The following is a 26,301-nucleotide window of genomic DNA, read 5'->3' on the forward strand; positions in this document are numbered from 1 at the left end:
TTTTTCCTGTTATCTATTGCGTCGTAAGCAACATATTATATCTTTGCGTAGAAAATAATATTATGAATTACACATTACTATTCTAATGAAGAAACGATTATTGTTGTTTTTAGTTTGTTTTCTCACCTTGCCGACGCTGGTTGCCAAAGAGGCTGAGAATTTCTATTTTTCTAATCTGAACCTGAAGGATGGTCTTTCCCAAATCTCCGTTCTGAAGATTATGCAAGATTCCAAAGGATTCATCTGGTGTGCCACTCGTAATGGGCTGAATCGATATGACGGTAACCGTTTTGTGGCATATAAGCATAGCAATACCGATTCGCTCAGTTTGAGCGATAATCACATAACTACTTTGGCCGAAGATAAGTCCGGTAATCTATGGATCGGAACAAGTAAGGGGCTCAATCGCCTTGATTTGAAAACCAATAAGATAAAATCTTTCAATACCAAAGCTTATCCATTGCTTTACAACAGTTCCATTCGTGCTTTGCTGGTCGATTCCCGCAATCGTCTGTGGGTAGGTACGGCCGAAGGGATGTTCTTGTATATTAATGACATGGATATGTTTCAGGTGATTGAGCTGAACGGACAGATCAAGAAAGAACTGATAGCCGATATCTATGAAACTACTAAGGGACAAATGCTGATCGGTACAAAGAACAAAGGACTTTATGTCTGTGATATGAACATGAAACCATTGAAGCATTTCACTGCCAATAGTAAAGATAAACTGGGCATTCTGCCCAGCAATAATGTTGCTACCATTTTTGAAGATTCCAAAGGACAGATTTGGGGCGGAGCCACTTACAACGGATTGTTCAAGCTCGATATAGATCGCGAAACGATTGTTACTTATACCAAAGATAACAGTGCACTTTCCAACAATAGCATCCGTTGTATTGCCGAAGTGGAGGGTACACTACTTGTAGGTACGTTCGACGGACTTTATACAATTGACCTGCACAACAACTCCAAACTGTTGCACTCCGACGCCTCTCTGGAACAAGGCAACCTCAGCCATTTCTCTATCTATTCGCTTTTTGTGGACAGAAGCAATATTGTATGGGTAGGCACTTATGCCGGGGGTATCAATTATAGTAGTAAGTACAACAATCGCTTTGTTTTTCATGATCCTACAACTGTCTTTGATGCCATGTTCGGCATTTATGGTATGATGGTTTGTATGCCTACTGGTTGTCTGTATATGGCAACAGAAGGGCGGGGGATACTCGATTATAATCTGCCTACGCGCAGGTATCAGTATTATCCTATCAAAGATTCCGTTCAGTTACAGCATAGCCAGAATATTGTAAAAGGGCTGATGTTAGAAGGTGATATCCTGTGGTGCGGAACCAATCGCGGTGGTATTTATCAGTTTAATATCCGTACAAAAAAGTACTCGCTTTATTATCAGTTTAAGGAAGTCATGTCTATTTATTCCATACTGAGGGCCTCGAATGGTGATCTCTGGTTGGGAGCTGCCAGTCCGGATGTGGGCCTAATTAAGTTGGGAAAAGACAAGAGCGTGCAGAATAGTTTTAAGTTGGCCAATGATACTCTTCCTCCGCAAAGAGTGAGGAGTGTGCGTTGTATGATAGAACTGAGACCCGGAGTATTGCTTGTAGGAACCCGTAATGACGGGTTGGTGAAATACGATGAGTGGAGACATGAGATGACTTATTACAGTATGGATGAAGAGTCTGAAAACCAGCGTCTGCAGAATAACTACATTACCAGTATTGTCCGTGATGCTTCCGGAAATATATGGATTGGCATGTTCGGAGGGGGGCTTGCCCTTTATGACGAAGAAAAAGGGATTATCAGCACCGTTACACAGGAATCGGGATTGGCTGAGAATGATGTTTGTGCCATTGTTCCCGATGAAAAGCACAATCTCTGGATCAGTACCAGCAACGGTATTTCACGCTATAATATCAAGACGAAAGAGTGCGCTAACTATAATATCTTCAATGGAGTTGCCATACAGGAGTTTACCCCTCATAGTGGTGCCATGCTTCCCAACGGAGATATTTGTTTTAGTGGAAACAATGGTTTTGTAACCTTTACCCCCGATGAATTGCAGCAGAACTCTTACATTCCGCCACTTGTTCTTACCGGATTGGTGGTTAATAATGAAGAGGTGGAACCTGGAGCAAGTACTATACTTACCTCTATTCTCGATGATACCGAAGAAATCAGGTTGAAATACAATCAGAATAATATATCCATTAGTTACTGTGCACTCAATTACATTTTTCCGGAACAGAATCAATATGCTATTTTCCTTGAAGGTCATGATAAGGAATGGAATTATATCGGCAATCGTAAAGAAGCCTATTATACCAATCTGAGCCCGGGAACCTATACCTTTGAAGTGAAAGGAGCCAATAATGACGGGATATGGAATGAGCAGGTAAAGAAACTTCGTATCATCATCACTCCTCCCTTGTGGAAGACCTGGTATGCGTATCTGTTCTATGTCGTTGTCTTTTTGTCTATGCTTACAATTATCATGTATTACATCCTCAATAAGCAGAAACTGGAACGGGAACTGGTGTTCAAGCAGAAAGAGAAGTTTCAACTTGAAGAGTTTCATCAGACCAAGCTACGCCTGTTTACCAACTTCTCTCACGAGTTACGAACTCCGTTGACGCTGGTTATCGCACCTTTGCAGGAACTCATGCAGATGGCGGATTTCAGTGCAGGCGTGAAGAATAAGCTCAGTCTGATATTTAGTAATGCACAACGGCTGTTGCTGTTAGTCAATCAGCTTATGGATCTTCGGAAGAACCAGGATGGAAAGATGCAGCTTCGGCTCACTAAGAGCAATATCCGCTCTTTTATGCTGGAGATTTGCTGTGCTTTCAATCAGATAGCTATGAATAAGAACATCAACTTTGTGTTCGAGAGGAATGAAGAGCGCTTGAGTGTATGGTTTGATAAATCTCTGTTTGAGAAGGTTGTTTTCAATCTGCTTTCCAATGCCTTTAAGTTTACGAATAGCGGAGGAGAGGTTTCACTCGATCTGAGAGCAATCTCCTATAGCGAACTGCCATCCCGGCAGCAAGAAAAGTTGGGAGAGCTTCCTGCCGATACGAACATGATACGCCTGTTGGTGACAGATACAGGCAAAGGAATTCCTACGGATGAGATTAAGAACATATTCACTCCTTTCTATCAGGTAGGGGTGAGTCAGGAAAATAATGTGGGTACAGGCATTGGGCTTAGTCTGACCCAATCTATTGTCAACCTGCATCATGGTATCATTGAGGTAGCCTCCAATGAACCTCACGGAACTATATTCGAAGTAATCATTCCGGTCAGTAAAGGGGTGTACGATGAGTCTTGTTTTGCGGCGGAGGAAGAAGAGCGTATTGTGGAAGATGTAATTCCGCCCACAGCGAAACTTCCTCTTATGAATGCCGAAAAGAAATGGACTGTTCTGCTGGCGGAAGACAACAATGAAGTACGTAATTATGTAAAGGAGTGTCTCGAACCTTATTATTATGTGCTCGAGGCAGACAATGGCGAAGATGCCTTTAATATCTGCGTAGAGAAATATCCCGATCTCATTCTTAGCGATATTATGATGCCTCGTATGGACGGTCTTGAACTTTGTGCACTGGTGAAGAAAGACCTGCGTGTAGGCCATATACCGGTTGTGCTGATGACTGCCAAATCGATGGTTGTACATATAAAAGAAGGCTTCTCCGTAGGTGCCGATGATTATATTGTCAAACCATTTAACATGGATGTTTTGCTCTGTCGCATCAATAACCTGCTTGAAGCGCGTGAGAAACTAAAGAAACTCTATGGTAAAAAATTCTCTCCCGAAGCATTGGGCATCGAGATCGTTTCTACCGATGATCGTTTCACACAAAAGTTCTTTGAGATTATAGAGAAAAACATTGCCAATCCTAATTTGAATATAGACCTGCTGAGCAAAGAGATTGGGTTAAGCCGTGCCAATCTGTATAGAAAACTAAAGGCCATAACAGAGCTGTCTCCAACCGAATTGATCCGAAACAAACGATTGGAAGTTGCCGCTAAACTATTGGTGGAGTCAGACTATACCGTGTCGGAGATTTCCGTACTTACCGGTTTTAATAGTCATGCCTATTTTTCAAACAGCTTCAAGCTTGTGTATGGGTATTCACCTTCGGAATTTGTGATGAAACATCGTGAAGGTGGTAAGATACCACTAAATGATGATCTGAGTGCAGAATAAACTTGTTATTACAGGCATGTTGATTGATTATTTCAAACAACTGATACAATATTTATAATGCAGTTGTGTAAATTCTCATAGCTTTGTCAAAAATACACAAGCTATGAGAAACACACTTGTTTTAATTCCCTTTTGGGTCATACTATTTATTGCTTTGTTGGCCTGTCATTCTCATTTGCCACCACCTTCTTCTTTGTTAGAGCAGGCATTAGAGAAAAGTGGTGATAACCGTTCTGAATTGGAAAAGGTATTGACGCATTATTCACAGAAAGATGCCGATAGCTTAAAATTACGGGCCGCTGTCTTCCTTATTGAAAACATGCCCGGGCATTATTCTTATTATGGTACATCGTTAGATGAATATCGTGATAGTGTAAACCGTTCGGCTGCCATGTGTAGGCTTCCCTGGCATATCCGGCAGATCTTTCATCTCTATCCTTATCAGTCCATTCATAAAGTGAGTGGTGCACACCGTATAGAAGACGTGGAGTGTATCACCGCCTCTTATCTTATACACAACATAGATTGTGCTTTTGAAGCCTGGCAATATCCTTGGGCGCATCATCTTGATTTTTCTGATTTCTGTGAATATCTGCTTCCTTATCGTGTAGGCAACGAACCCATTACTAATTGGCGTGATTCTCTGAAAGGTATGTATGGCGATATGCCCGGACGTTTTGCAGGGATAGACGAGATTAATGAGTCTCCCTATCAGGCATGTCTGTATGTCAATAGTAAAATGATAGAAGAGATGGGGTTTGCCCGGAAAGATTCCGTTCGTTTTTCTCATCCATTGATCGGAGAGAAAGATATTTTCTCTTTAGGCTGTCCGGAATTTGTTCCTGTTACTGTATTAGTGATGCGTTCTTTAGGTATTCCCGTTTCAATGGAGTCTATTGAACAGTGGTCCTCCCGTGGGGGAAAGCACTGTTGGAATGCTGTGTACCATTTCACAGGTTTACATTATCCTTTCACCGGATTTGAATCACGTCCTCGTGGTCTGAATCAGGATTATAAGATGAATAAAGTGTATCGTCATACTTATCAACGTAATGCACGGGCGTTGGTAGATCATACCGGTGACGAATCTATCCCCATCTTTTTTGAAAACCGCTTTTTACAGGATGTCACTTCCGAGTATATGACTTGCCATGATATAACTGTCTCTCTGGATTATGAACCGGATGATAATCAGGAATATGCCTATCTTTGTGTATTCAACAACTCACATTGGATACCGGTACATTACGGTAAGCGGGATGGACTTAAAGTAACATTTACAGATGTTGGTCCCGAAACCATGTTTATAGCAGGGTATTTTCAAGATGACGAATTACAACCTGCTTCTCTTCCTTTTCATGTTCGTTTAGATGGTACTGTTCACTTTATTTCTCCTTCCAAGACAGAACGAACATCATTAACTCTACATCGGAAATATCCTCTTTTTCACCGTTTTGCCAATTACAGCCGTCATATCATAGGGGCTACCATAGAATCATCAGATTATAAGGATTTTCGGAAAGTAGATACATTATGTACCATTACCCACGATGCCAATACACAGTATGATTCTGTATATGCTTCGGGTGTTTCCATACCTCGCCGTTATCTACGTATCAAGCACAATGGAAATGCTAAAATGGAACTGTCAGAATTAGAGGTATATGGAGCAGATACAACCACCTGTCTATATGGAAAACTCTTTTTTCCTCCTGCGGATGCTCATTTGTTGCCTCAGGCGTATGATCTTTATAATAAGTCAATTAATGACTATATCGCTATTTCAGACTGGATCGGCATTGATTTGGGGAAGAATACTCATGTGACCAAGGTAAAATATCTCCCCCGTACAGATAGTAATCACGTGATGGCAGGTGATACCTACGAGCTGTTTTATTACAATGATCATACGTTTCAATCATTAGGCGAACAGAAAGCAATGTATCCCTTCCTGAATTTTCATAACATCCCTTCTAATGGATTATACCTTTTGATTGATAAAAGTCGTGGTAAGGAACATCGGATATTTACGATGGAGGAAGGCAGAGTGCGCTTCTGGTAAGAGTAAAATAAAAAAACATCTGCAGATGTATATTAATTATAGTATTAACTGAAAAAGAAAGAATTATGAAGAAAAAAATCTTAATCGCATTGTCTTTGATAGTACTCATTGTGGGCTATTCTTGTCAGGAAGATTTGGGGTTGGCTCCTATAGAGCAGGATGTCGGAACAGTGGGGTTGTCTGTTGGTAAACTAAATGCCGAATCTGCCAGGTTTCTTTTTGACAAAATGAACGGTATTGTCGAACTACCTTCTTGGCAACGAGAAGAAGACTGTAATGACCCAAACTGCCAGACGAAGCATACAAATGGTTTGTCTGGTAAGGATTCTGTTTTATGTGAACATGATAGTTGTACTCACCACGGACATGAATATACACATAACTACAACATAGACAAGCAAATGCTACATAAAGCTCGTTCAACTCTGCCAGAACTGAAAAAAAGTAATATTCGCATGGAGTGGGATAATGTCCGAGAGTGGTCGGATACAACGTTTAACTATGTTGAAGTCCCATTGAATACGGGCGGTAAACTGTATGCATTAAAGAAGTGGCAAAAAAAAGATGAAAAGATGCAGAACGAACGTAGTAAAGTGGAATGTATGCTGGTTTTTCAACAGAAGCGAGATTCCTCTCGTGTTGAATGTTATATGATTACTTTAATAGGTACCAAGGAATATTTGAAGAAAGGCAAGAATGAAGTAAAAGAATTGCGGCATAGGCCTTATAATAGTAAGTTTACAGGTTTTGTTTATAAGTCCACTCTCAATGGCCATATTCGTCAAGGTTGGTATTATACAGACGGAAAAATTACACATAAAGTTTTTAGCAGACAAGCTTTGAAGAATAGAGTAATACCGGAAAATGCAATTTATTATAAAATGGATATGATAGATTTGTCAGTCAATGCTTCCACTTATTCTGCAGACTGGGAATATTATCAATGTCCGTTTTGTAATGAGTGGCACAATATAGATGATTACTATGATTGTGATGTAGTGATTGAATATTGCTCCAATTGTAATCAGCCTGTAGATGATTGTGATTGTTGTTATTATTGTGGGCAAAGCCCGTGTCAATGTTGTTATAGATGTTGGGAGTATCCGTGTATATGTTATAAGTTATGTTCAAACTGTGGATTATATCCATGCGAGTGTTGCAGCATTTGTCATAGTTATCCTTGTACTTGTGAAGATTCGGAAACAAATTGTCCGGGGCCCAAATGTCCTATATGCGCGGGGATTATAAATGATGACAATTCATCAACAAGAACAGCGAGTCCTTGTCTTGTTTGTTCAAGTAAAAAATGTCCAATTTGCCAACAAAGGCATTGCAAGCAAATTCATACGTTATGTGATCAGATTCTGAATGCTCAGATATTTAAGAATAAAGCTCTTGCTACTTACAATACGATGCGGTCTATAGTGGCGAATGATCCCAGATATTATTCATACTCTGATTTTGAAAATGCATTGAGCACGAATGGAATGTATGAAAATGCAATAAGTTTATCATATTATCCGGATGAAGACGTATATAGATTAGCTGATTTAAGAAAGGGGACAAGCTCCACTAGTGTAAAGGCTCTGACCGGATTCACTACTGTATCAACAATTCATAACCACCCTAATAAAACTCCACCATCGGGAGCTGATCTATTGTATCTGGCTGAGTGGTATTCGGATTATTCTATTTATGAATCATCCTATATCTACACGGAAGATGGAATCTATATGCTTTATGTTGAGGATGGAGACAAGGTTAAATCTTTCTATGCCAAACATGTCGGTAGTGCATCAGAGTCAGAATCTTCTGCTATTAATATGTTTAAATCGGGAACTGAATTATCCAGAATTTGGAATAAAGCATATGCCATTGATTTTAGCGACTTTAGTAATGCCAATGAAAGGCACATGATGGCACTTGCGGAATTACTGCGTCAAACAGATGCCGGCATTCGAATACTGAAAAAAGAGAAGACATCAACAAATTTTGATGTGTATTCTACTATTGTTAGAAATGAAAAAATTGTTCCAATAAACTGTAAGTAATATTATGAAAAAAATATTTTTAATCCTGTTTTTTACTACGATAGTAGTAGAATCTTTTTCTCAATCTGGTTATGTTTCTTTGAAAGAGTGTAATAATGACACTTTGAAGTACATGGAGGTGAATTTTATCACCCATAAAGATCGGTATATCAATCAGCCTTTCTCCAAATTTACTAATGAATTTGAGCTTGACATTTATTTGAAATGGCCCTTTGATGGTCGTATCCCTGATAAATCTAAATTTTGGGGCGCAAGTATGACTTATGTTATGGAAGATTATTATTATTGGAGAGATAAACGTCCCTTGTATTTTATTTATGTAGAATTTGAAAGACCTTATTTGAAAGGTCCGGAGGATACTCGATTTATGATAAAAAAAGGGATGCCTAATCTTTATCGTTCCCTATTTAAAGATCAAGTGATAAAAGATTTGGAAATTCGTTTGGTAGAAAACGATCCTCGTAGTTGGAAAGAAGTAGATCGTTATTAGGTCTGTTTTTTATCTGAAGCGCATTTAAAAGCGCTTCAGATATTCTTTCATTATCTTGTTATAAACGAAAGGTTTTGATGTATCAACCAATTATATATAAGGAGGTATTATCTTGTTTTGATGGCTAATTTAGATTTGTTAAAATGAAAAAGATATTTATATTAACTGTTGCTATTGTGTTAAGCCTATTTATGCTTATTTCCCGGAATGAGCATATAGGAATTAATCTTTCCCTGAATTCTGATGTATGTACTTTTCCTATGGAAACCAAACAAACCTGTTATTTAAACCTTGGTTTTTCTTCGGATATGAATTGTTTGAATGGATTGGCTGTCAATGTGTTGGGTAGTATGGCGTATGAGGCAAAAGGAGTAGCTGTTTCCGGGTTATACATTTTAAATCATACCGCGCATGATTATGATGGTTTGTTTCTTTCTGGAGGAATAAATTTCACGGCAGGTGTATTGCATGGGATACAGATAGCTGGGATCATGAATAGTCTTGGAGAAGTTTATGGAACACAAGTATCGGGAATGTTCAATTTGGCTGAAACATTGCGTGGAATACAGTTTTCCGGTTTGATTAATTCTGCAGGTGACGGAGCTGGTGGAATGATAGCACCGGTCAATGTTACTTCGGGAGAGTTTAAAGGAATACAGATCGGCTTATTTAACTACTCAGAAACGTATACATTTCAGATTGGTTTGATTAACATTAATCGGTTCACTTTAGATTGTTGGGAATGGTTGTCGAATTTATTATCTATGTAGAATTCGAAAGGCCTTATTTGAAAGATCCGAAAGATAATTTATAGAAGGAGGCATTATCTTGTTTTGATGGTTAATTTAAATTTGTTTCGATGATGAATAATTATTTACGAGAAGTTATAAAGAGTATAAATTACAATACCGTTTTATCACAAGTGTTTTTCTTCTTGTTGTTAGGATTTCATGCTCATGTAAGAGAAGTTTCAAAAGTTTCTCACTTATATTTCTATCCTGGATTCTCTTTTATATTTATGGCAATAAACCTATCGTTTTTTGTATGCTTTAGAGACTCAACCTGGAAGCTATGGTATATTTGGCGTATTTTTTGGATTATTCTGTGGAACACATTAATGCTATGTCCTTCTGTTGAAGAATATGTAATATGCTATTTTGATAATTAATTGTTTCATTTTAGATCACAGAGAATGGCTTTCAAATTTGTAGATATAAAGTGGCTACTGGCAGGCATTATTTTTTTGCTTTTACCTTTTTTTACCTCTTTCAGACACCTGATAGAAGAAAATCATTATATAATGTTATTGGGAGGCTGCTTCATTCTATTGTGTGCAACTTTGAGTATAAACCGATCCGAGTGGATACCGTTGAGCATGACAGATATACTTGTCTTACTATTTGGAGGATGGATACTTATGACTACTTTTCTTTGGAATGAACGGAGAATCTCGGATGAAAATATTGTTTTGTGGATTGTTGCCGGTGTTTTTTATATCAGTGGACGTATTTACGGACCATCCTCGCAACGTATATGGATATATATAGTAATTGCTTTGGGTGGTTTTATACAATCTATATATGGTTGGTTGCAATATATAGAATGGCTGCCTTCCAATCATCTTTATTTTTCAGTAACAGGTAGTTTCTTTAATCCTGCACATTTAGGGGCATATACCGGGCTTGCAATATGGGCTTTTTTCTTTTTAATGAAGGCTGTTTATAACCAAAAACGATGGTCATTATTTGGAGGTTTGCTTTTAGCTGCATTACCTGTTACAATGTTATTTATAATTATACAATCTCGTGCATCCTGGGTGGCTTTATTTCTGTCTTTTATAGGTTTCTATTATTTCTGCAAAAGAAGGAAAATACGTTTTCAATTTTTTTTATGCTCCTTGTTGGTCATTACGTTGTTAGCTGTTCCTCTTTATAATTTGAAGAAAGATTCGGCAGACGGTCGTCTTTTTATTTGGAGGGTTAGTAGTGAATTGATAAATGAAGCTCCATTAACAGGAAAAGGAGCCGATTCTTTTCCTGCCGGATATATGTTGGCGCAAGCTTCTTATTTTAAGGAAAACCCAAATTCAGAACATACGAATCGTGCTACATCCAACATTCATGCTTTTAATGAGCCTTTGCGTATCTGTTGTGAATATGGTATCATCGGACTGTTAATTTTTCTTGTACTTTTTGTTACTCTGTTTACTTCCCAGTCTGACTGTTATATTCGTGCTATGCTTTTGTATTTATGTGTTTTTTCCTGTTTTTCTTATGTAGGGGAAGTTCTTTCTTTATTGATAATGGTTGCATTTCTTTTGGGAGTTACATCCGGAAGTGGAAAGAAGAAAATAAAAGGTTGTGCATGTAGATACAGGAATTTTCTTCGAACCGGTATGATTTCCTTTGCATGTTTGATGGCTGTCTGGGCATGTTGGCGGTATCAGAGGGTTCTGTCCGGATATGTTTTTGCCAAACAATATAATAGAAGTTATATTTTAAATAATGCCCATTATTTATATAAGAATGGGCAATACACAGAGGCCTTACCCTTTTTACAACGAGGGGCTGAATTGCTACCAAGTCCCGATCTTTATATCGATTTAGGAAATTGCCTTATGTATCTGGAAAGATATACGGAAGCAGAAAAAGTGATATCAACGGCTATATATATGGTTCCGGGACATATACTTCCACATTATTATCTTTTTCGGTTTTATGTAGAAACCGGGAATGATGAAAAAGCAAAAGAGTTGGGTGAGAAGATTCTTATAGGTGAATATAAGTTGGAAGGGTCTGTTGCAATGGAAGTAAAACACTATGTGCGAAAATATCTGGGAAAGTAGAGAGTTTCAATGTGAATTTATAAATATCTAAAGAAATAATTGTATTTGTTTAAAGCTGGATTTTCTTACTTATAAAAGTACGTATTTAAATGTGTGTTAATTACCTATTTAAGACATACTTAAAATGCATAGTTTGTACTAATAAAGTACGTACTTTTATAATGTAAATATACAAAAGGTTAAAAGTGTGATTTTTATAGTCTTATCAGAGTTTGTTTTTGTAATATGTTTTTGTTGAACGGAAGTAGCAAGATACTTTCTGTACGTCTCTCCCGGGATTAATTAATTCGATATTGTTTGAGACCAGACGAGTATTGGGTTGAAGAAATAGTTGTCGATAAGTATTTGATAATCAGTGTTTATAAAAGTGTACGATCTTATCATACAAGAATGTACATTTTGGTATAGCAAGAATGTACACTTTTGCTATACAAGAATGTACACTCTTGTCTGATAGAGAATCGATGCTGATATTTTACCTATAGTATAAACGGATTTTTCTATTACAGAATGAATCAGAGAATTTTCTTCTGTGTATATTGTTTGTAAATTATTGTGCTTAAATGTCCTGCAAATATCCAAACTTACTTCTTTTTGCTTTTTATTTTCCTTTGAGATAGAATTTATAATCATTGATACAAGTCTGAAAGTCCGATAAGGACAAAGCATCTATCTTAGCGCTAACTTTAAAAGAAACACGAATGAAAAGCTTTTTAATTACCATTTTAGTATCTCTTGCCTTTATGCAGGCAACGGCACAAGTTCCAGGGAATGTGCCTTCTTCCTGGGCCAAAGAAATAGCTCATACAGTAATGACGCGTTATCCTTCGGCACTGACTATTCCTTTCAAACCGTGGTGCTACCCGCAAGGCTATTTCCTTATGGGACTGGATAAGTTGTGGCGCTCTACCGGAGACAGAAAGTATTATGATTACATAATGAACTGGGCCAATGAAGTAGTGCGTCCGGATGGAAGCCTCGTTTATTTCAAAGGACGAAGTATGGACGATATGATGGCTGGTTCTGTTGTTGTCTGGGCTTATCAGCAAACAAAAGAAGAGAAGTTCAGGAAGGCTGCCGATATAATTCGGAAGAGTTATGACGACTATCCGAGAACCTCTGACGGAGTGTTTTGGCACGGACGGGGGACCGTTGGGCAGATATGGGTGGATGGTGTTTTTATGGGACAGATGTTCCTTACAAAATACGGACACTACATTGGCGATACGGATTATTGCTTCGATGAAGCTTCCCGTCAGTTAATAGGGATGTATACGCATCTGAAAAAAGGAGATTCCGGTTTGCTTTATCATGGCTGGGATGAAGATAAAGATGCCCGGTGGGCAGATCCGGTGACGGGTATGGCGCCGGAAGTATGGAGCGAAGGACTTGGCTGGTATGCATTAATAATGGTAGAGACATTGGAGATATTCCCAAAAACTCATTCACAATATAAGAAGTTGGTTTCTATCACACAAGAGTTAATGCAGGGGTTAAAGAACTGCCAGGATCCGGTCACCGGACTATGGTATCAGGTGGTAGATAAAGGTGACCAACCCGGTAATTGGCAGGAAACTTCCGGCAGCGGGATGTTTGTGTATGCTTTACAACGTGCTATAGAATTGGGTATTATTCCTGCCGGAGAATACAAAAATTGTGTGGGAAAAGGATATATGGGATTGCTTTCTAAAGCAAAAATAAGTTCTGTAGACGGATTGATTGATTTGCAGGATGCCAACAATGGATTGGGCATTCAAAAAGACTATCAGACTTATGTGACCCGTCCGAAGAAAATGAATGGGCAGGAAGTGATTTCCTCTTTCCTCTGGGCAACCTGGATTGTAGAGAACAGTAATCAATATCCATATCTGGAATATTGCAAAACATTTGCTTGTACGGATTATTCACAAGGGAAGGTTTTTATCTTTGAGAACGGGAGAATTGTCTGGGAACACGATGCGCCGCTTTCCAATGATTTGTGGATGCTGGAGAATGGAAATATACTTTTCACTACAGGACAGGGAGTGCTTGAAGTGAACCGAAATAAAGATACTGTCTTTCATTATACATCTAAAAGTCATATCTTTGCCTGCCAGAGATTGAAGAACGGAGATACATTTATAGGTGAATGTAATTCCGGTCGTTTGCTGGAGGTGAATCCGAAAGGAGAAGTTGTAAAGGAAGTATGTATTCTGCCTCCGGGTGTAACGGATGGTAAGAAGTCGTTTATCCGTAATGCCCGCAGGTTGGACAACGGACATTACCTGGTGGCACATTATGGTGGTAAACGGGTAGTGGAGTATGATGAGAATGGCAAATCGTGCTGGGAAGTAGAAGTTTCCGGTGGAGCACATTCTGTTATCCGGTTGGACAATGGCAATACACTTGTTGCGGTGGCAGATGCGGACAAGGATCCCCGCATTATGGAGTTTGATAAAGCAGGGATAGTGGTCTGGGAATTGTCGAACAGAGATCTGAAAGGAAGTCCGTTGAAATTTCTCAGTGGTATGCAATACTTGCCGGGAGTGGGATTGCTGTTTACCAACTGGCAGGGACATGGAGTGAAGGATAAAGCCCCTCATATGTTTCTTGTAGACAGACAAAAAAATATTCTTTGCACATTTGGACTACACGACTCTATACAAACGTTTTCTTCGGTGTATATTCCCGGTAAAGGGTGTTTTCATTGACGAATGGAATAATAGTTTAAGCTTATGGGATAATTCTAAAAGCTGAAAAGAAACTAAACTTTTATTTTTGCGCAGTGCAAAGAGATCCTTTATTATACACCTTATAACAAATTGAGTAATTTATGAAATGCTTTTATTATTTGCTTTTAACTTGTTTTCTGTTCTCATGTGCTGCGTCGGGCCCCGACCCGGTAGTGAAAGCTTTAAGACAGGAGATATTGAAGCGTGCAGAACAGAGTCTGAGTGAGAAACCAGTAACAGTGACTTCCTTTATTGCTGAGCGTAGTATGGGTGGATCGCATGATTTCTTTTCAGAAGGAGATTATTGGTGGCCCGATTCATTGAATCCTGACGGGCCGTATGTACGTCGTGACGGAGAAACTAATCCGGATAACTTTGTAGCCCATCGGCATGCGATGGTGCGTTTTAGTGTGATTACCGGTAATTTAACTTCTGCCTATCTTATTACGCAGGATAAGAAATATGCCGATGCAGCCATTCAGCATATACGTGCCTGGTTTGTGAATAAAGAGACGCGGATGAATCCGAACCTGTTGTATGCACAGGCTATAAAAGGGATTGCTACCGGACGTGGAATCGGGATTATTGATACGGTTCATCTTATCGAAGTAGCCCAATCACTTTTACGTCTTCAGCAGGCAGGGGTACTTCCTGCTGAAGATGCAAAGGCTACCAAAGAATGGTTTACATCTTATCTGAACTGGATGGTAACGCATCCGTATGGCATGGATGAGATGAAGGCGAAGAATAATCATGGTACTTGCTGGGTGATGCAGGCAGCAATGTTTGCTAAATATACCGGAGATGAGAAGATGATGAAGTTCTGTTCGGACCGATACAAAGAGGTATTGCTTCCCGGACAAATGGCGGAGGACGGTAGTTTTCCGTTAGAACAGGAACGTACCAAACCGTATGCCTATTCGCTTTTCAATCTTGATGCTATGACTATGATATGCCAGATCTTATCTACAAATGATGATAATCTCTGGGAATATACAACAGCGGACGGACGAAATATTATTCTGGGTATTTCTTATCTTTATCCTTTCGTAGCGGATAAGAGTAAATGGACATTGGCACCGGATGTGATGTGTTGGGAGGAGTGGCCTGTTGCACACCCGTTTCTGCTTTTTGGTTCTGCGCAGTTGAAAGATGAAGCAATGTTTGATACCTGGCTTAAATTGGAACACTTTCCGACAAATAATGAGGTGGTACGCAATTTGCCTATACGTAATCCTATTATCTGGTTATAAAAATGTTACATATGAAAACACAAACTATTTTTGTTCTACTATTTTTAGGAAATGTATTGTTGCAGCCAATGATGGCGCAAACCAATCGTGTGACTACTACACGTACTACCGGTATAACTGTAGAGAATGGAGTAACAATGATGGTTACCCAGGAAACCACTACCCGTTACCGGCGAACAACTTCACAAGGGGTGCCTGATGCAAAGTTGGGCTACACTCCCGGCGAAACACCCATGAATCTGGCATTGCCGCTTGCCGAAACGGTGATGGCACGTTATCCTGACTATCGGTTGGCGTATTGGAAAGACTATACGTATGTACAGGGATATATGTTTGAGGCAATGGATCGGTTAGGACAGTTAACCGGTAATCCGGATTATCTTGAATATATCCGGAAATACATAGATTATTTTGTAGATGATGAGGGAAACTATAAGGGTGGGGGACTGACCAATCTTGATAATTTCATGACAGGCTCTGCTTTTTGTACCCTATATGCCCGTACAGGTAATGAAAAATATAAGAAAGCTGCTTTACAGATATTAAAAGCTGTGGATGACTATCCCAGTTCCGACGGACAATTCTGGCATGGAAACCGGAGCCCGAATATGTGGATTGATGGTGTTTTTATGATGCAGATGTTTCTCATCCGTTGCGGACAATATGTGGGAGAGACTGATTATTGTTATAATACAGCTTGCCGTAATATTATTGCTGCTGCCCGTCATCTTCAACGTCCGGACGGACTGGTGCTACATGCATGGACCACAGAACCGGAGAAAGCCGTCTGGGCTGATAAGCAAACAGGTTTGTCGCCTGAAGTATGGAGCGAAGGTATGGGGTGGTATACATTGGTGGTTCCCGAACTACTTGCCGTGCTGCCGAAAACTCATCCGGATTATAACAAAATACTCGACATATATATAAAGATGTGTCGGGGATTGAAGTCTGTACAGGATAAGTCTACCGGTGGTTGGTTTATGGTCGTAGATAAGGGTGACAATCCATTGAATTTTATTGATCCTTCGGGTACTGCAATGTTTGTTTACTCCCTTCGGAGGGGTATTAATCTGGGGTTACTGAAGCCAAAGGAGTATATGCCTGTTGTCACTGAAGGTTATGAGAGCCTGCGCCCTTTTATTCAGGTTAACGAACAGGGATTGCTCGATGTAATAGGAGCCTGTGACGGAGTGGTTATAAAGAAGAATTTCATAGAATATGTGACTGTACCCAAGATACTCAATGCAAAGGAAGCCGTTGCAGGAATGCTATGGGCAGCTGTAATAATGGAATCGGAGAAATTAATGATAAATAATGAATAAGAAACAGATATTGACGATCTCTTTTCTGGCTACTGCCCTTGTGGGGGTTGCCGGTGAAGTAAACCAGGTGGTAAATGATACTGTTCGTTTGGATGAAGTAGTAGTGACCGGGACTATGACAGAAGTGAACCGGAAGTTTTTACCGATGACTGTCACTTCCTTGGATAAACAAGAGTTACAAGGACGCTATACCAGCTCTGTTCTGACTGTACTCTCGGAACAAGTTCCTGGAATGTTTGTTACAGGACGTGGTGTGATGGGGTATGGGGTTGCTAATGGTGCAGCCGGTGGAATGAGCATTCGCGGTATAGGTAGTAGCCCCAATACGCAGGTATTGGTATTGATTGACGGACATCCGCAGTATATGGGTATGATGGGGCATCCGTTGCCCGATGCCTATGAATCGGCTATGGCTGAAAAAATAGAGGTGGTACGCGGACCGGCTTCTGTGCTCTATGGTTCCAATGCGATGGCAGGGGTTGTCAATATCGTTACAAAAAAGCAGCAACAAGATGGAGTGCATAACTATGGTCGTGCAATGTATGGTTCATACAATACTTTTAATGCTGAAGCTCACAACGCCTTTCGGCGAAAGGGTTTCAGCTCTTTTGTTTCATTGAATTATAATCGTACAGACGGACATCGTGAGAATTCCGAATTTGATCAGTATGGAGGATATGCTAAGTTAGGGTATGAATTTTCTTCTCATTGGAATGCCTTTGCAGATGTGAATGCCACTCACTATAATGCTGCCAATCCCGGGTTAGTATCGGCTCCTATGATTGATAATGATGCAGAGATAACCCGTGGTATGACTTCTTTTGCACTATTCAACTCGTATACCCGTACATCCGGTGCTTTGAAGTTTTTCTATAACTGGGGTAATCATCAGATTAATGATGGATATACCACAGGCGGTAATCCTCAGAAAGAGCTGTATCGCTCTACCGATAATATGTTGGGGCTTTCTCTTTATCAGTCCTATTCTTTCTTTACTGGCAATGATATAACAGTAGGGATTGATTATGCCCGTTACGGTGGTCATGCCTGGAATACTCCTTTGGCAGAAGGTGGTAAAAACAGTGATATATTATCTTCTACTTATATAAATAATGTAGCCGGATATATTAATTTTCGTCAGATACTGGCAGAGAGATTGACACTGAACGCTGGTCTTCGGCTGGATTACAATGATAAGTCGGGAAAGGAATTGATTCCTCAAGTGGGTATAAGCTATATTGTTACTCCTGTCACAGTACTAAAGGCCATTGTAAGCAAAGGTTTCCGCAATCCTACGATTAAAGAAATGTATATGTTCAAACCTCAAAATCCAAATCTGAAACCGGAGAGTTTAGTGAATTACGAAGTATCTGTCGGTCAGAGTTTTTGGGATAATGTTTTGCGTTTTGACCTTAATCTGTTTTATATAAATGGAAAAGATATTATCTTTACGGACACAAGCACCGGTTCACCTGTGAACCGTAATATAAATAAGGTGAAGAATTATGGTATGGAACTGGCTACAGCCTGTCAACTGAACAGTTGTCTGGGATTGAATATGAACTATAGCTATTTGCATATGAAGTATCCCGTTCCGGCTGCTCCGGAACATCAGTTATACCTGGGTGGACGCTATGCCCGGAGTAATTGGAGTGTAGCTACAGGATTACAATATATCAATGGTCTGTATACTGCCATAGGTAGTACAACCACTGAAAACTACTTGTTGTGGAACGTTCGTGTCGCCTATTCCCCCATTAAAATAGTGGAGATTTTTGTAAAAGGAGAAAATCTCCTGGGACAGAATTATGAGATTAATTCCGGCTTTCCTATGCCGGGAGCTACCGTATTCGGAGGAATCAGTATAAACATTTGAAATAAAACACCATGAAGAAAATTGTATTTTGTTTAAGCCTGCTTATGTTTGTCATATCGGTTGTTCGTGCAGCTGATGGGGATGAACTTGTGCGTATCCGGCAAAATTACGTTCGCTCTTTACTTCCTTCAGGAGGCGAACAGGAAGACTTAGTCCGTTATTTACAGCAAATCACTCCTGAAAGTGAGATGTCTGATCAGGTAGTAATGGAGTTACATCAGCTTTATCCTTTTGATTTAAAAAAAATACAGAGATATCTCTCTTCTCAGAAAGCGGATGGGACATGGCCAGATATTAATTATAGTGATAAGAAACGTTCGGGATGGGAACCAAAGATGCATGCTGAACGGATATTGGAACTTGCCAAACTTTATCGTTCGGACAAGACGGAATATAAGGGTTCATCAGAGGTCTCAAAAGTAATCCACGCTGCATTGAATTATTGGTTTACCACAAAGCCTGTTTGTCTGAATTGGTGGTACAACCAGATAGGTATCCCCAAAACGATGGGTGCCGCTTTTATCCTTTTGGAAGATGAACTATCTCCGGCAGAAAAACAATCGGCTGTTGAAGTATTGGAACATGCCAGGTTTGGTATGACCGGACAGAATAAAGTTTGGTTGGCAGGTAATGTGTTGATGCGTGCTTTGTTGCAGAATGATTATCCTTTGGTGAAAGAAGCCCGGGATATTATTGCTTCCGAAATAATGACCGGTGGGAAAGAAGGAATAAAGGGAGATTGGAGCTTTCATCAACATGGCGCCCAACAGCAATTTGGTAATTACGGACTGTCGTTTTTATCGGGTATGAGTTTCTTTGCCGGGTTGTTTTCCGGTACTTCATTGGCATTTGATGATAAACAAATGGAGATATTGAATACGTTGCTTGCCGATGGTTATCGTTGGATTATCTGGCGGGGAGAGATGGATATAAATTCTCTGGACCGGCAATTATTCCACAATGCACCTATTCACAAAGCATTGAGTGTGGGATTTGTGGCATTGACGCTGGGAAACAAAGAGTTTGTTGCTGATAATTTTCCTCCTCGTAAATCGGGAAGCACATTTACCGGACATAAACATTTCTGGCAATCGGACTATACTATTCACCGTCGTCCGTTATGGATGGCTTCAGTGAAAATGTCTTCTGAGCGGGTGATTGGTTCCGAACAGGTGAATGAAGATAATTTATTGGGATATTACATGGGTGATGGAGCCACTTATATCTATGAAGATACAAATGATTATCTGAATGTATTTCCTTTCTGGGATTGGAGAAAGATTCCAGGTATAACATCCTACGAAAGTGATGAACCTGTACGGTGGAAGAGGGGAAAACAGGCTGTTAATAATGCATCTTTTGTAGGAGGTGTATCTGATGGTAAACAAGGAATGACCGTTATGGACTTCAACCGGGATGGTATACAGGCTCGTAAGGCGTGGGTGATGACAGACAATTTTGTACTTTGCTTGGGGGCAGGTATACAGTCTGATTCAATACTTGCCGTTACTACTTCTATTGATCAGCGTTTGAAACGGGATGATCTGCTCGTGCTGCAAAAAAAACAATGGAAAACAATAGAAGGTATGCAGCAATTTGATGGAAAAGAACAGCGTTTCTTTCATGGAAATACCGGATATATTCTTTTTGGGAATTCTTCTGTAAAAAGTGTAGCCCATTCGGAGAAGCGTACGGGGCAATGGCGTGATTTTATGCAGATGTATCGTCCGCAACCGGTAGAAGGAGAAGTTGTATCTTTACATATTGACCATGGAGTACATCCGCAGAAGGCTGCTTATCAATATATTCTTCTTCCTTCAGTTAGTCGTGACCAGACGGCAGCATTTGATCTTTCTTCTGTTAAAGTAATACGTAATGATGAAAGTGCGCAGGTTGTTTTTGCTGCAGGTAATTATTATATGGCTGCTTACCAACCTATAAAAATAAAATTGGCATCCGGACTTTCTTTTGAAGCTGTTACACCGGGAGTTTACATGATTATGCCTTCAGGTAAGAACTATAAGGTTGCTTATGCCGATCCAACCCATCAACAGCCGGAAGCAAAAGCTGTAATTAATAAAAAAGAGGTTCGCTTTTCTGTTTCATCCGGGAAAATGGATGGGACTACTATTATAAACTGAGAAATACAAGTGAACGTATAGGGTTACAATCTTTTTTATTAATCTTCATTTTCTCCAGCCAGAGAGACATAACTTGTCACTCTGGCTGGAGTTTTTTATTGGTAAATGCTATAAATAGGTCTGATATATACAGAGACAGACATTGAAATAGAGTTTTTATGGTGGCTGATTCATTTTTACAAGCCATTGATACAAATTAGAAAGCCTTTTTAGCATACATCACCTATTTTTGTGTTTGTAAAATACAATGTATCAATATTCGTGTGTCCGCACACAAATATTAATTTTGTATTTAAGATATTGATTATCAATGATGTTTTGCAATATTGATAGTGCTGATACAAATTCTAAAGCAATTGAGATGTTTCTTAAAATTCGTTACCAGGAATGTGCTTATGTTTGTGCTATCAAAAAACTTAAAAGTGATAAAACACCTGTTGTTAATTTAAGTCTAACTTAAAATTTATACTACTAATGAAAACAAGAAGAACACAATTTTATCCACCATAATGGGTGGGTAGTCGTTATTTCTATTCTAAATTATTAATGTTTAATCTAATATTATTCTACAAATGAATGAAAAAGTGAGAAAAGAATCTCCGATAGCCAGTATGCTATGGAAATTTATGTTATTTGTTGGCTTATTGTTGGGAGGTACATCTCAATTATATGCGCAACAAAGCCAGGTGACTGGTTCTATTATTGATGCCGAAGGAGAACCTATGATTGGAGTCTCTGTAAAAGTGAAAGGTGCATCTCATGGTACTATCTCTGATATGGACGGACACTTTAAACTAAGTGTACAGCAAGGACAGACACTCGTGTTTTCTTACATGGGGTATATCACACAAGATATCAAATGGAAGGGACAGTCTACTTTAAAAATTGTGATGCACGAAGATGCCAAAGCATTGGATGAAGTAGTGGTAGTAGGTTATGGTACAGCAAAGAAAGCAAATCTATCGGGAGCAGCAGTCAATGTAGATGCCGCTAAGATTGAGCAGAAACAGCCGGTAAATGTAATGGATGCATTGCAGGGAGAAGTTCCTGGTGTGCAGATTACTGCTGTTTCAGGTGCTCCGGGTGCCGGATCAAGCATTCGTATCCGTGGTGTTTCGACGTTTGAAGCAGGAGGTACTGAACCCCTATATGTAGTAGATGGAGTAATTGTTGAAAGTATTGATCATATCAATGCCAACGATATTAAATCTTTGGATATTTTGAAAGATGCTTCTTCAACATCTATCTATGGTGCCCGTGCTGCCAATGGTGTGATTATTATCACAACTAAATCCGGTGAAAGCGGTAAACCTCGTATAGATGTTCGTTATCTTAATTCTTATGGTGTTCTTTCTAATACACTTCCACAGTTGAATCGTGCAGAGCGTGAAATATTTGCAAATACAATTCAGTCTGTAGCTGGTAAGAATCCATTTGCTATGTTCAAATCTAATAATGACTCGGTGAATATTCAGGGGACTACCAGTAACAACTATCAGGATGTGATTTCACAAACAGCTGTTCGCCATGATGTGAATGTGAGTATCAGTGGAGGTAGTGATAAAGTACGTACTATGACCAGTATTGGATATCTTGATGATAAAGGTATTATTCTGACCAGTTATGCAAAGCGTTTTACAGGTCGTACTAAAGTGGATTATGAACCTTATAAATTTTTGAAATTCACTACTAATATTAATGTAACCTATCGTAAACAGAATAATATTAGTGAGGGTAGTGTATTTTATAACGCGATCAGGCGACCGACCGAATCGATTCTTTATTATCCGGATGGTACTTTGGTACCTGCTTATGGATCAAGTCCGTCTGGTAAACGAAATCCGATTCAGGAACTATTGGAGCGTACGGATGAGACTACCACATATGAAGGACAGTTATCGGAGATTATGGAGCTTTCATTCCTTAAACATTTCAAGTTCGTAGGAAAAGCAACAGTTTCGTTGAGTCATGCTGACCGTAAGCAATATGCAAGTCCAAATGTGAACAAAACGAAGAGGGAAGAAGTGGAAGCCGGATGGGATAAAGGTTCTGACCGTACTATTTGGAAAAAGAATTATTTGATAGATGGATATCTTGATTATGCCCAAACCTTTAAACAGGCACATAATGTACATGTGATGATTGGTGGTAGTATAGAAGATAAGATGTCTCGTACGACTCTCATGGAAAGTGAGAAATATTTGAATAAGAACATGCTTGTACCACAAGCCAGTACATTGACCGGATATTCTATAACAGGAAATGGAAACAGTATGGTGTCTATGTTTGGTCGTGTTAATTATGACTATTATGGAAGATATATTGTAGAGGGGTCTGTCCGTCGGGATGGTTCGTCCAGATTCGGTTCTGAAAATCGTTATGGTGTATTTCCGGCCGCATCTGCTGCCTGGCGATTCTCTGATGAGTTTTTCATGGATTGGTCGAGAACAGTACTTACTGATGGTAAAATACGTGCCAGCTGGGGTATTAATGGTAACGACCGTGTAAGTGATTATGATACCTATACGTTGTATGCTGTAGATCCGGACTATAGTTATAATGGGGTAACAGGTGTTATTCCTAAGTCATCAGTAGGTAATGCTTATTTGAAATGGGAGGAAACCAAGCAGACGAATATCGGTCTTGACTTGACTTTCTTTGATGGGAGACTTTCATTTACAGGTGACTATTATGTGAAAAAAACAACTGGTTTGTTTAATAACGATGCTATTCCTACTGAAATCGGGTTTAATAGTATGCGTGTGAATGCAGGTTCAGTGAAGAATGAAGGTTTTGAGTTCAATATTTCGGCAACTCCCGTTCGTATACGTAATTTCTCATGGTATACCTCTTTTAACTGGTCTAAAAACAAAAATACAATTTTAAGTATTGTAGGTGAACCTCGTGATTTTGAAACTAACTGGTGGATTGAACCGGGAATGGCTGCAGGTAATTTTTATGGTTACAGACACTTGGGAGTATATGCTTATGATGCAGACAATGCTTATGATGAAGGTTATAAGAATCGATTGATTCCGGTATTTAAGCGTGACCAGTACAATAACGTAGTAATAAATAAAGTTGGAGGTCCCGAAGTGCTTGGCTATACTTATGCTGATGGTACTAAATATGAAGGAGAAATTTATCAGATGAAGGCCTCAGGAGTAGTATGTAAAGGTGGTGATGTAATTTGGGAGGATAAAGACCATAGTGGTAATATTGATGCCGGTGACAAACAAATATTAGGGAATGCACAGGCTAAATGGTATGCAGGATGGAATAATACATTGAAATATAAAGATTTTACTTTGAACTTCTCATTTTATATGAGTCATGGTGGTCTGATTTACAATTCACTTTTACGTGATTTGACAAGTTATGGCGATAACACTTCCAATCCGGCTCCTTGTGGAATTCTTCAGGGATGGAGATATCAGGGACATATCACTAATTGGTTTACTCCGGGACAGAATGCACGTACTACCGAAAACAGTCGTACCCTAAGTAGTAACTATCTTGAGGATGCTTCATTTATTCGTTTGCAGAATGTACGTTTAAGCTATCAGTTGCCTTCGGTATATGCTAAGAAAGCATATCTGCAGTCTGCACAGATTTATATCTATGGTTCTAACTTGTTGACTTGGACTAACTATCGTGGCTACGATCCTGAAATTACTACCGGAGGCGTATTGAACCCTGGTAATGATTCACAGAAGTATCCGAAAAAACGTGAATTTGGTTTTGGTGTAAATGTAAGTTTCTAAATGATTAAAACTATAATGAAAATGAAAAACTTTAAAATATTATCATGTTCAGTTTTATTAGCGGGGATGTCTCTCTTCTCTTCTTGTGAGGACTTCCTGACTAAAACTCCGATAGCTGATTTGAGCAATAAAGCTTACTGGACCAGTGAGTCGGATCTGAAAGCATGGAGAGCCGGTACATATAATGGAGTACAGAAAATTGTATCAAGTACTTTGTTGGCTTGGGGTGAATTACGTTCAGATGATTATTACATAACTCTGTATGCCAATGCTGCTTTACAACTTAACTCTTTGGATTCAAATGGAAGTTATTGCGACTGGGAAAAATTATATCAGGTCATAAACCGGTGTAATCTGGCTATCGAGAATATCCCTGAAATGGGACTTTCTGAAGACGTGACCGGATCATATCTGGGGCAATTTCATGGCTTAAGAGCTTTGATGTATTTCTATGCAATACGTGTTTGGGGTGAAGTGCCATTGATTACTAAGTCATGGGATGGCGATTTGAATACTAAATATAATTCACGTGCTTCTCTGGAATCTATCTATGAAGTGATAGAGGATGATTTAAAAATTGCCATTTCGTCATTGGGTAATGAAGGTGTTTACTATTTTAATCAAGGAGCTGCTTATGCATTGCAAACAGATTATTTGATGTGGCGAAAGGATTATGCCGGAGCATTGAAAGCATCGGATAACTTACTGGCTTTGAAAAGGTATGAAATGGTAAGTAATACTACCGATTGGAAGAAAATATTTACAGATCCTACCAATAGCAAAGAGACTATTTTCACTATAGAATGGGACTTTGAGAAAAATAATAATAATAGTTATGGTGGTCCGATTGGTGTTGGTGGTGGTAATGCTCATTATCAGTTGTCTAATTCGCTGTTTCAAAGAATGCTTCAGGATAAAAAGGATGTTCGATTCTGGGGAGTTGTAGATACGTTGAATATATATAACGGACTGGACAAACAAACTTTAGCTCCGGGGAATTCTCAGATTATCTATGGAAGTACTGGTGCATTGGCTAATAAATTGTGTAAGTTCTTCCCGGTGAAGTCTACAGATCCTGCTGTTGAATTTGATATTCCTGCTACTTCCGGTTGTGTTTTTGAAATACCTATTTATCGTTTTGCTGATGTTATGTTATTGCGTGCAGAAGCAATGATTCATGAAAATAAACCGGCTCAGGATATTATTGATATAGTCAATCAGGTACGTAGTCGTTGTGGTAATACGATTGTTGCGAAGGTAGAAGATTATCCGACAAGAATCGGTATGACACAGTCTTCATTGGAAAAACTGGTATTGGATGAACGTCAGATGGAATTTTATGGTGAACCTAAGCGTTGGTTTGACATTATACGTACCGGATATGTGAATGAAATACTGGATCCGCATCTATCTTATATTCAAGCAATGCGTGGTGAAGAACCTGTAGGTTTTGGCAGTGATTTAAGACGGGTTCGTTTCCCGATAGCTAAGTCTGTCTTTACGTCCAATCCAACTCTGGTAGGGCATCAGAATCCTCCTTATTCAGAATAATGATAAT

At 39.2% G+C, this 26,301-nt stretch carries 13 protein-coding genes; all 13 read left to right on the forward strand.

Translation table 11 applies throughout. The annotated features are described in order from the left end of the window. Positions 1 to 85 precede the first annotated feature (85 nt). Positions 86 to 4,228 (forward strand): two-component regulator propeller domain-containing protein, encoded by a 4,143-nt coding sequence (locus VCM39_RS09280; protein ID WP_322933022.1) that lies wholly within the window; start codon positions 86 to 88, stop codon positions 4,226 to 4,228. Between the two features lie 103 nt (positions 4,229 to 4,331). Continuing rightward, positions 4,332 to 6,290 (forward strand): hypothetical protein, encoded by a 1,959-nt coding sequence (locus VCM39_RS09285; protein ID WP_322933021.1) that lies wholly within the window; start codon positions 4,332 to 4,334, stop codon positions 6,288 to 6,290. Between the two features lie 65 nt (positions 6,291 to 6,355). Beyond that, positions 6,356 to 8,341, forward strand: a complete 1,986-nt coding sequence (locus VCM39_RS09290) for a hypothetical protein (RefSeq protein ID WP_322933020.1) — start codon at positions 6,356 to 6,358, stop codon at positions 8,339 to 8,341. 4 nt (positions 8,342 to 8,345) lie between these two features. Then, positions 8,346 to 8,831, forward strand: a complete 486-nt coding sequence (locus tag VCM39_RS09295; RefSeq protein ID WP_237977319.1) for a hypothetical protein — start codon at positions 8,346 to 8,348, stop codon at positions 8,829 to 8,831. 143 nt (positions 8,832 to 8,974) lie between these two features. Further along, the gene (locus VCM39_RS09300; protein WP_322933019.1) at positions 8,975 to 9,601 is read left to right on the forward strand and encodes an LA_2272 family surface repeat-containing protein; all 627 of its coding nucleotides are present in this window, start codon (positions 8,975 to 8,977) and stop codon (positions 9,599 to 9,601) included. Positions 9,602 to 10,023: 422 nt separating this feature from the next. Further along, positions 10,024 to 11,676: an O-antigen ligase family protein gene (locus VCM39_RS09305; RefSeq protein ID WP_322933018.1), complete on the forward strand. Its 1,653-nt coding sequence runs from the start codon at positions 10,024 to 10,026 to the stop codon at positions 11,674 to 11,676. A gap of 701 nt (positions 11,677 to 12,377) precedes the next feature. Next, a complete protein-coding gene (locus VCM39_RS09310) occupies positions 12,378 to 14,366 on the forward strand; it encodes a glycoside hydrolase family 88 protein (protein ID WP_289292566.1) in 1,989 nt (662 codons plus the stop codon). A gap of 122 nt (positions 14,367 to 14,488) precedes the next feature. Then, a complete protein-coding gene (locus VCM39_RS09315) occupies positions 14,489 to 15,640 on the forward strand; it encodes an alginate lyase family protein (protein WP_221650500.1) in 1,152 nt (383 codons plus the stop codon). A gap of 11 nt (positions 15,641 to 15,651) precedes the next feature. Beyond that, entirely contained in the window at positions 15,652 to 16,962 is a 1,311-nt protein-coding gene (locus tag VCM39_RS09320; protein WP_321028943.1) for a glycoside hydrolase family 105 protein, read from the forward strand. Then, the gene (locus VCM39_RS09325; protein ID WP_322933017.1) at positions 16,955 to 18,838 is read left to right on the forward strand and encodes a TonB-dependent receptor; all 1,884 of its coding nucleotides are present in this window, start codon (positions 16,955 to 16,957) and stop codon (positions 18,836 to 18,838) included. The genes VCM39_RS09320 and VCM39_RS09325 overlap by 8 nt, the downstream gene beginning before the upstream one ends. An 11-nt stretch (positions 18,839 to 18,849) precedes the next feature. Then, positions 18,850 to 20,979: a polysaccharide lyase 8 family protein gene (locus VCM39_RS09330; RefSeq protein ID WP_322933016.1), complete on the forward strand. Its 2,130-nt coding sequence runs from the start codon at positions 18,850 to 18,852 to the stop codon at positions 20,977 to 20,979. Positions 20,980 to 21,551: 572 nt separating this feature from the next. Beyond that, complete coding sequence (locus tag VCM39_RS09335) at positions 21,552 to 24,743, forward strand: SusC/RagA family TonB-linked outer membrane protein (RefSeq protein ID WP_221650496.1); 3,192 nt, start codon at positions 21,552 to 21,554, stop codon at positions 24,741 to 24,743. Between the two features lie 21 nt (positions 24,744 to 24,764). Then, positions 24,765 to 26,294: a RagB/SusD family nutrient uptake outer membrane protein gene (locus VCM39_RS09340; RefSeq protein ID WP_322933015.1), complete on the forward strand. Its 1,530-nt coding sequence runs from the start codon at positions 24,765 to 24,767 to the stop codon at positions 26,292 to 26,294. The last annotated feature ends 7 nt before the right edge of the window (positions 26,295 to 26,301 follow it).

This window comes from Bacteroides mucinivorans, assembly GCF_034654355.2.
GTDB lineage: Bacteria > Bacteroidota > Bacteroidia > Bacteroidales > Bacteroidaceae > Bacteroides > Bacteroides nordii.